A 10191-nucleotide genomic window follows, 5' to 3' on the forward strand; every position below is an offset into this window, starting at 1 on the left:
ATTTCGTTTGGATAGGGAATAGGGAACAGGGAACAGTTATATAGGTAAGTAGTAAACATATAAAACCCAAAAAGCTAATGTAATTTCTTCTCTCTACTTCCTACTCCCTACTCCCTACTCCCTACTCCCTACTCCCTACTTTCTGCTCCCTAAGCTTGCTAATCTTCCAAGGGGATATGAGTAATTAACTTTTATATAAAATTTCAACAATGGCAACCATTTCTGAAGCCTTAAAAACAGCATCTCAACATTATTCTGCAAATCGGTTAAACCAAGCAGAACAGATATATCGACGAATATTAGAAATTGTGCCCCTTCAACCTGATGCTTTACATGGATTGGGTTTGCTGACACTGCAAAAAGGTGAGTCTCAAAATGCCAAGGAATTTCTAGAAGCAGCAGTACGAGTACAGCCAAACATCTTTAGAAACTGGCTTGCTCTAGGAAACTGCTATCAATCTGCTTCAGAATTTTTGGCCGCTGTAGATGCTTACGAAAAGGCTTTAGCTGCGGGTTGTAATATCGCACCACTGCACAACAACCTTGGTTATGCTTTACAAAAATTGGGTGAGTGGGAGAAGGCGATCGCATCTTATCAAAAAGCTCTGGAAATTCAACCAGACTGCACGGAAGCCTACGTGAACTTGGGGAATGCTTTATACGCTCAAGGTCAACTTTCAGAAGATAAACGACTTCACTATTCTCAATTGAATCATCAGTTGGGTCTTGGTCGCAAGCAAGCAGGAGATTTGAACAACGCAATTGCCTATTATCAGCAAGCTATAGTCTTAAATCCAGGTAATTGGGAGCTTTATTACAGTTTAGGTATAGTATTGCAGGAACAAGAAGAATTTGCAGAAGCTCGCGCATTTTACAATCAAGCTTTAAAACTTAATTCCCAAAACTGGGATATTTACAATCGCTTAGGTCAAATTTATCAAGTCCAAAACAATCTAACCGAAGCACTTTCAATATATCGTCAGGGTTTGACTTTACTCAATCCCCACTATGCAAAAGCTATTAAAACTCATCAAAGTTCCCCCATACAGACAACTCCTTCGATCCCTCAAGATAAAGTACAAGTTGGAGCTTACCAGTTTCCGGCAATTCCACGTGTGAGGGAAGCGGAGAAACCACGACCTTTTTGGACTGTTGCGATTCCGGTATACAATCGCACCGATTACATACTTGAATGTCTTGCAAGCGTGCTGTTGCAGTGGACTGGGGAAGCAGATATGGAAATTATAGTAATAGATAATGCCAGTACATCATCCATACATGAATTGATCGATGCTTTAGCAGGAGGAATAGTTCGCTACTATCGTAATTCAGAAAATATTGGAGCTACCAACAACATGAATATGGGAATTTCGTTGAGTCGAGGTGAGTGGGTTCACGTTTTACATGATGACGACGCAGTTTGTGCCGGCTTTTATTCCCGACTTCAGCAGAGTCTTAAAGATTGTCCCGATAGTGTGGGAGCAGCTTGTAGTGGCTATGAATATATGAACGAAAACAGTAAAGCCCGAATCCTCGGAGAAATTAACTTGATGTACAAGCAACAAAAGGGGATTCTAAAAGATTGGTTATCGCGTATTGGAGTTTCCGGTTTAGTCATGACACCTGCGTTGGTAATTCGTCGAACAACTCACGAGCAGTTGGGAGGATATAGTTGCGAAATACCTCATATTAATGATTGGGAGCTTCACAAACGCATTGCTGCTTTTTGTGATTGGTGGTACGAGCCAGGTATTTTAGCTCGTTTTCGCGTTCATTCTAATAGCGAAACTTCTTATAGCTGGAATTCTGGAGATATGGCAATAGAAGTTCAAAAAGCCATCGAAATTTCAGATAGCTATTTACCTGCAAACAACCGTGCAGAAATTACAGCCCAAGCTCGCATCAACAACTTCAATTATTGTTTAGCTCATGCTTTTATTCCGTTAAAGAACAATAATTTGCAAGGTACGCTAACCATTATTGAATCAGCTTTGAAAATTGATAGAACTTCTCAATCGGTAGCCAAATTATTTAACAGGCTCGCTCAAGATGATGCACTTGCTGTTAAAGTAGTCATAGCCTCTAATTTAATCGCTCTTAATATTTGATAAGTAGGTATTAGTTGAAAATTGTAACTAAGACGAGGGAGTAGAGAGTAGGGGTGAGACTTTGATACTAATTTACGTTCTGTCATATAGCTATGTTTATTTCTGCCGACTCACTTATTTAATTCTAATCTCTCGAATGTTCCACAACTAATATTTAATTCCCTGTTCCTAATTCCCTATTCCCTCAAATCAAAAACATAACTAATTCATTTAACAATGGAAAAACATCAAGGAAATTGCTTATCTTGCGGTACAGAATTACAGCATACATTTGTAGATTTAGGGATGTCTCCACCTTGTGAAAGCTATCGCAAACCAGAGCAGAAAAATCAAATGGAGGCATTTTACCCATTACACGCTTATGTTTGCGAAAAATGTTTTTTAGTGCAGCTACAAGAATATATTACTCCTGAAAATATATTTAGCGATTATGCCTATTTTTCCTCTTACTCTAATAGCTGGTTGCAACACGCCAAAAATTACGTTGATATGGCAGTTGAGCGCTTCAAATTAAATAACCAAAGTCAGGTAGTAGAAATTGCCAGCAACGATGGTTATCTGTTGCAATACTTTGTTGCTAAAAATATACCGACATTAGGAATTGAACCAGCAGGAAATATTGCTAAGGTAGCAATCAAAAAAGGTATTCCCACCGTTGTTAAATTTTTCGGAGAAGAAACAGCTAAGCAACAAGTTGAGAAAGGAGTAGGTGCCGATTTATTGCTGGGTAATAATGTTTTAGCTCACACTCCCTATCTCAATGATTTTGTTAAAGGGATGAAAATTATTCTTAAACCCCAGGGAGTAATTACGATGGAATTTCCCCATTTGATGAAGTTAATGGAGGAAAACCAGTTTGATACAATTTATCACGAACACTTTTCTTACTTTTCTTACCTAACTGTTGAAAAAATATTTGCAAATCATGGTTTGACTATTTTCGATGTTGAAGAATTGCCAACTCACGGTGGTTCTTTAAGAATCTATGCTCGTCATAACGAAAATAATTCTCAACCCGTTACCGAAAAAGTATTAGAGCTAAAAACTAGAGAAAAAACTGCTGGTTTTACAGATTTACAAACATATTTTTGCTTTGGAGAACAAGTCAAAGAAACTAAACATAAATTGCTAAATTTCCTCATTAAAACTAAAAGTGAAGGAAAATCAATTGTTGGTTATGGCGCTCCGGGTAAAGGAAATACTCTATTAAACTACTGCGGTATTCGTACAGATTTTCTTGATTATACAGTAGATCGTAGTCCTTACAAACAAGGTCTTTATTTACCAGGTACTCATATTCCCATTTTTCATCCAGATAAAATTCAAGAAACAAAGCCAGATTATCTCTTAATTTTACCTTGGAATCTGAAAGATGAAATTATGTCACAAATGGCTTATATCCGGGATTGGGGAGGTAAATTTATTGTGCCAATTCCAGAGATAAAAGTTTATTTGTAAAGTTAAATAAAAGGATGTGGGGAGAACAATAAAAATAAAGTATAATAGCAAAATTCCTATTAAGATAACTGAATAAGGCTGAATAAAAAAGCAAAATATAAGTTTTTAAATCAAAAATAAAAAGGTAATAAATATGAAAGTAGTTTTATTTTGCGGTGGTTTTGGTACTAGAATGAGAGACTATTCCGAAAGCATCCCTAAGCCAATGGTAAATATTGGCTATCGACCGATACTATGGCAAGTAATGAAATACTATGCACATTATGGTCATAAAGATTTTATTTTGTGTTTGGGTTATAAAGCCGATTTAATCAAAAGCTATTTTTTGAATTACAATGAGTGGCTCTCTAACAATTTTACTTTGTCAAACGGAGGAAATATTAAGCTATTTAATAGCGATATTGAAGATTGGAATATTACCTTTGTCGATACGGGTTTAACTACTAATATAGGCGAAAGATTTAAAGCAATTGAAAAGTATCTTGAAGGTGAAGAAGTATTCTTAGCTAACTACAGTGATGGTTTGACAGACTTACATCTACCAACATACATCGAAAGTTTTTATAAATTGAATAAAATTGCTAGTTTCCTATCAGTGCGACCAAGCCAAAGCTTTCATTTAGTTGATATGAATGAAGATGGTTTAGTTAAAGATATTCAAGATGTTAAAAACCGCAATATCTGGATTAATGGTGGTTATTTCATTTTTAAAAAAGAGGTTTTTAAATATATTAATCACGGAGAAGAACTTGTTCTTGAACCTTTCCAAAGGTTGATTGCCAAACAACAGCTATTTTCTTATAAATATACTGGCTTTTTTGGGGTTATGGATACTTTTAAAGAAAAGCAACAGCTAGATGATATGTATGCTCAAGGAGACAGACCTTGGGAAGTTTGGAAAAATCAACAGTTAAAGTTTGTTTGAAAATAATATGTTTAATCCAAAGTTTTGCAGACCTAACCCCTAACCGCTTGCCTACTAGAGAAGGGGAATAGGAAAATCAATTTTTAACAGCTATTATAAATATCTCGTTTATGATTTTATGATAAAGATTAATTTTAATAAAGCAGAAGAATCTGAATTAAAAATTCTTTGTTTGGGTGCCCACTGCGATGACATTGAAATTGGCTGTGGTGGTACGGTTTTAAAACTAATTGAAAACTATAGTAACATCACTGTTCATTGGGTAGTTTTTAGTTCCAACGAGCAAAGAGCGCAAGAAGCAATAGTAAGTAGTAATACCTTTTTAAAGGAAGCATCGCAGAAGAAAGTAGTAATTCATAATTTTCAAGATGCCTTTTTATCTTTCCAAGGTAAAGAAGTAAAAGAATGCTTTGAAGAATTAAAGCAAGATTTCTCACCCGATTTAATTTTTACTCATTATCGACAAGACAGACACCAAGATCATCGTTTAATTTCTGACTTCACCTGGAACACTTTTAGGAATCATTTAATATTGGAATATGAAATTCCTAAATATGATGGAGACTTAGGAATTCCTAATTTCTTTGTGCATTTAGATGAAGCATTCTGTAGTCGAAAAATTCAGTATATTCTAAATGCTTTTCCAACCCAGAATAACAAACAATGGTTTACGGAAGAAACTTTTCGTTCAATTTTGAGAATTCGGGGAATAGAATCTAATTCACCAAGCAACTATTCAGAAGCATTTCACTGTCGGAAAGTTGTTTTGTAAGAAATATAAAGAGTAGGAATTAGTTAGAGAGCGTAGTTTTCATGGAGCGCAACACTCCATCTTTAATAACAAATAATTAACAGATTTATAAACTTTATTACAGGCACAATAAATATGACTTTAGCTAATGAGACTTCAAATAAACAGTCTTTTAAACAATCGAAGAATTTACAACAAAAAAGCCATTCTTTGATTCCTGGTGGTTGCCATACTTATGCCAAAGGTGACGATCAATTTCCAGTTTCCTCACCTGGCTTTATTGTGAGAGGAAAAGGTTGTCATGCATGGGATGTTGATGGTAATGAATTTATTGAATACGGAATGGGGCTACGTGCTGTCACTTTGGGACATGGTTATGCACCTGTGGTAGAAGCGGCTTATCAACAAATGCTGCTTGGCAATAATTTTACCCGCCCAGCAACGATTGAAATGGAATGTGCCGAGGCTCTGCTTAGTTGGGTTCCCGGCGCAGAAATGGTCAAATTCGCTAAGGATGGTTCAACTACTACTACCGCAGCAATTACACTGGCAAGGGCTTACACGAAACGGGATATGGTTGCCATTTGTGGCAATCATCCTTTCTTTTCTTATAATGACTGGTACATTGGGAGTACGCCTATATCTGCTGGCATTCCCCAAGTGATTCGAGATTTGACTGTTAAATTCAATTTTAATGATATTGAAAGTGTTAAAACCGTTTTTCTTAATCATCCAGGGAAGATTGCTTGTGTAATTTTAGAACCAGCTAAATACGAAGATCCATCAGACAATTTTCTGCATGAGGTACAAAAACTCTGTCAAGAAAATGGAGCCGTTTTCATTTTGGATGAGATGATTACTGGATTTCGTTGGTTAGCTGGCAATGCCCAAAATTATTATGGTGTTGTTCCCGATTTATCAACATTTGGAAAAGGTATGGGAAATGGTTTCGCTGTTTCTGCGCTAGTTGGTAAACGAGAAATTATGGAGTTAGGTGGAATTTACCACGATAAAGAGCGGGTATTTTTGCTCTCTAGTACCCACGGAGCCGAAAACCATGCTTTAGCTGCTGCAATTGCTACCATGAATATTTTTCGACAAGAAGACGTAATAGAGCAACTTTACCAGAAAGGGGAAAGATTACGTAAAGGGATTAATGGAGCGATCGCCAATAATAAACTTCAAGATTACTTCCAGGTTATTGGTAAACCTTGTAATTTAGTTTACGCAACCCGCGATCGAAATAAACAAGCATCTCAAGCATTTAGAACTTTATTCCTGCAAGAAACCATCAAACGAGGGTTAATTATGCCTTCTCTTGTAGTCAGTTTTTCTCATAGCGATCGAGATATTGACAATACTATCGCAGCAGTTGATGAATCTTTGCAGGTTTATCGAAAAGCTTTAGAAAATGGAATAGAAAACTATTTGATTGGTCGTCCGGTGAAACCTGTATTTAGAAAATATTGTTAAATACATTCATACACAGGACTTACGCAAAGTCCCTCTTCTTAAGGGGGGTTGGGGGGATCTCAATGTCTGGAACACTACATTTTACTTTTTCGCTACGTAAGTCATAATAAATTTATACATAAATATGCAGCTAAAAACTCTACCTTACTTACAAAACTCTAACAATTCAGAAATATCACAAACAGGTGAAAAACTCTACCAGTTAATCTCCGAACTTTATCCTATCTGTCGCAGTATCACGGGTAATGGCTTTAGAAAAACATTGAACATTATTCAAAAACATATTCCATTGGAAACCCATGAAATTCCTACAGGTACTCAAGTATTCGATTGGACTGTTCCTAAAGAATGGAATATAAATGATGCTTACATTAAAAACTCTCAAGGTGAAAAAATTGTAGATTTTGCTAATTCAAATCTACACGCAATTAATTACAGCATTCCCGTCGATAAAAAAGTCTCTCTTGCCGAACTAAAAGAACACTTATTTACAATTCCAGAATATCCTGGCTGGATTCCCTACCGAACTTCTTATTATCAAGAGATGTGGGGGTTTTGCTTAAGTCACAATCAGTATTTGCAGTTGCAAGATGAGGAATATGAAGTTTATATTGATTCCTCTTTAGAACCCGGTTATCTTAGCTATGGCGAATATTTCATACCAGGTAAAACTACAGATGAGGTGTTAATTTCTTGTCATGCTTGCCATCCTTCACTTTGTAATGACAATCTTTCTGGAATTTCAATTGCTGTATTTTTAGCAAAACATCTTAGTCAATTTACACCTCACTATTCCTATCGATTTATCTTTATCCCTGGAACTATTGGTTCAATTACCTGGCTGGCAATCAACGAAAAAAATGTTTCTGCAATCAAACACGGTTTAGTCTTAACTTGTTTGGGAGATAGCGGTAATTTTACTTATAAAAAAAGCCGTCGCGGTGATGCCGAAATTGATAATATTGTTAGCTATGTTCTTAGTAATAGCAATCAACAAGACAAAGTTATTGACTTCTTTCCTTATGGATATGATGAACGTCAATATTGCTCTCCAGGGTTTAATTTACCTGTCGGTTGTTTAATGCGATCGCCCCACAATTCTTTCCCGGAATATCATACATCAGCAGATGATTTAAATTTTGTTCAACCTCAATATCTGGGAGAATCATTTACTAAATGTATTTCCATAGTTAGTATTCTAGAAAATAACCAAGCATATTACAATAAAAATCCCAAATGCGAGCCACAGTTGGGAAAAAGAGGTTTATATGAAGCAGATACTGATTCTCAAAATAGGAGGCTAAATCGAATGGCAATTTTATGGGTTTTGAATTTATCTGATGGTGATTATACTTTATTAGATATTGCTAAAAAATCTGGGATAGCATTTGATGAAATTAAACAGGCTGCCGATGTATTATTAAGATACGATTTGCTAACTTCTTCCACTGAAAACGAACTTGAAAATTTCTAATTATGTATGATTAAAGCGCTATGTTAAGCTGTTTCGTAATTTTAGTTTTTATCAAAAAATGCTCAACTGCCAGCTGTAAAAAGATTGTTCTAAGTAGGTTGGCACCAATAAATATAACTATGTAACGAAATGTAAAAAAGATTGAAACCCTTGCGATGAACCGCAGCTCCGCTGAATGCAACCGAATGCCTCGTCGCAATGACAAAATATAATCACGTTTATTTACACCCACCTACTTACTCAAAGACGAATATTTTTGAATAACGTATTTTTTTCACTATTCACTGTTCCCTATTTCCTGTTCCCTTTGTTTAAATATGTTCGCAACAGCAATTACCCTACTCCGTCGTTTTGATTTGATACCGAAAAGAATTGTATTACTCAAGAATAGTAGAGCTATTCCGTTTCTAGGCTCCGGTGCTGAAACTTTAACTTGATTATTGGTAAATGCAACTAAAGCTAAAGTTGTTTTAGTATCAAAATATCCTTCGTAAAAACCTGCAACAGAAATTTGAGCAGATTCTTCCCAACCACCAAAGTTAGAAATAGTAAATGGATAGTCAAGAGTTATATCACCCTGTTTATTGTAATTTACAAAATCGTTATCGTTGGTTGTTGTTAAACCACTGCTTGCATTGAAAAAATCTAATTTTTTATTTCTGTTTACATCAAATAATCCAAACGATATCTCTCCACTAGCTTGAGCATTTTCGCCGGGATAGCTATCGATTGCTGCACTTAAAGTTAAATTGGCAATGAAATTAAAACTAAAAAGAGTCTTTTCCTCAATGTTAAAAATGCCCCTAAGCTCAGACTTACTGCTTGCCAAACCCATATAGTTTTTGCTTTCCCCATTCGCAAGACTGAAAGAAGAATTTATTGCAATGGGAGATTCGGTTTCGATAAATGCTGTCGCATCACTTATTGCTTCTACTTTACCTTCCTCAGATGTTGTTATAGAGTTAGCAGTGGTATTAGTAAAAGCATCTGAAGGGCTTTGACTAAAACCTGTAAATACCAAAGATGTTTCAGAAGAAGAAAATGTTGCAGCCCTACTTGGAGAAGCTGACAATACACAACCAGCGATGCATGATGCTGTTAACATCAAAAAACTTTGACTCAATCCAAAATATTTTTTCATATCATCCTCTTATTAAAAAAATTCAACATTAACAAGTGTTCTGAATTTCGATCAATTCAGTTAGCAGTTATCAATGAGAAAATTATTCAGCTTTTTATCTTAATCTATTGCCGATATCATACAATCAGAGAAATTAAAATCTGAAAATTTTAAATCTTTTTATTTGACTTCTCTTTCAAAAGTAATAGCAATCTCAATCGATTATTAAAAAATAGATACCGCCACCACAATACTAAGGTGCTTATAAACATATTTGGTAAAGTTAAGGTAAAACAAGTTTGAAATTTATACTGAGATTTTAAAACAAGAGATCGGATTGTTTTCACACATTTATAAGTGTTTGTTCTAACCTAATATGACATTACATCTCAATTGGTTTATATCGCTTTTATATTAAGCTTTATATTTGGTTGTGATTGTTTTGTAAATATCAACTTTAGTAATATCATTCATGGATAAAAATTATAATTGCTCCACTTACAGCCATTTTGCAAATAACACGAAATCTTTTTATATTACTTGCATACTTTACATACTAAAAATACGCATTAAACTTTTAATGGATTTACTACTTACGGTAGATGCGATCTTCCATGTTGTATGAGCGGTGTTAATCAGTGCATATCTGTCTTTTGATAGATGACTTATTTGTAAAAATATTATTTGTATTGCTTTGCAGGAAAAGAATATTTATCGTTTCAAACTATTAAGCTGAGTAAATATTTATCTGTACCTTAATCATTTCCGACTATTTATTTTGATGACTTTGTTTAAATCACTTATTAACTAAATCCACTATTTATTTGCCATCTATAGAATAGCAATCAATTTTAATAATAAATTAAGATTTAGTTTATTTAA

The 10191-nt window shown here is 34.9% G+C and carries 7 protein-coding genes; 6 read left to right on the forward strand and 1 reads right to left on the reverse strand.

What is annotated here, in order from left to right; genetic code table 11:
- The first annotated feature begins 209 nt into the window (after positions 1-209).
- The 6 genes from ACM03V_RS22235 (at position 210) to ACM03V_RS22260 (ending at position 8189) form a co-directional block, all read left to right on the forward strand.
- Positions 210-2108: a tetratricopeptide repeat protein gene (locus tag ACM03V_RS22235; RefSeq protein WP_414622976.1), complete on the forward strand. Its 1899-nt coding sequence runs from the start codon at positions 210-212 to the stop codon at positions 2106-2108.
- Between the two features lie 216 nt (positions 2109-2324).
- Positions 2325-3566, forward strand: coding sequence for a methyltransferase domain-containing protein (locus tag ACM03V_RS22240; protein ID WP_414622977.1), 1242 nt, complete (start codon positions 2325-2327; stop codon positions 3564-3566).
- Positions 3567-3699: 133 nt separating this feature from the next.
- Positions 3700-4491 (forward strand): sugar phosphate nucleotidyltransferase, encoded by a 792-nt coding sequence (locus ACM03V_RS22245; RefSeq protein ID WP_414622978.1) that lies wholly within the window; start codon positions 3700-3702, stop codon positions 4489-4491.
- 118 nt (positions 4492-4609) lie between these two features.
- Positions 4610-5263, forward strand: a complete 654-nt coding sequence (locus tag ACM03V_RS22250; protein ID WP_414622979.1) for a PIG-L deacetylase family protein — start codon at positions 4610-4612, stop codon at positions 5261-5263.
- A gap of 114 nt (positions 5264-5377) precedes the next feature.
- Positions 5378-6715, forward strand: a complete 1338-nt coding sequence (locus tag ACM03V_RS22255; RefSeq protein ID WP_414622980.1) for a glutamate-1-semialdehyde 2,1-aminomutase — start codon at positions 5378-5380, stop codon at positions 6713-6715.
- A 124-nt stretch (positions 6716-6839) separates the two neighbouring features.
- On the forward strand, positions 6840-8189 hold the full coding sequence (locus tag ACM03V_RS22260; protein WP_414622981.1) for a DUF4910 domain-containing protein: 1350 nt from the start codon (positions 6840-6842) through the stop codon (positions 8187-8189).
- A gap of 277 nt (positions 8190-8466) precedes the next feature.
- On the opposite strand, the gene ACM03V_RS22265 is transcribed toward ACM03V_RS22260, so the two are convergent.
- The gene (locus tag ACM03V_RS22265; RefSeq protein WP_414622982.1) at positions 8467-9330 is read right to left on the reverse strand and encodes a hypothetical protein; all 864 of its coding nucleotides are present in this window, start codon (positions 9328-9330) and stop codon (positions 8467-8469) included.
- Between the last annotated feature and the right edge of the window lie 861 nt (positions 9331-10191).

Source organism: Calothrix sp. CCY 0018 (assembly GCF_963920925.1).
Lineage (GTDB): Bacteria > Cyanobacteriota > Cyanobacteriia > Cyanobacteriales > Nostocaceae > Rivularia.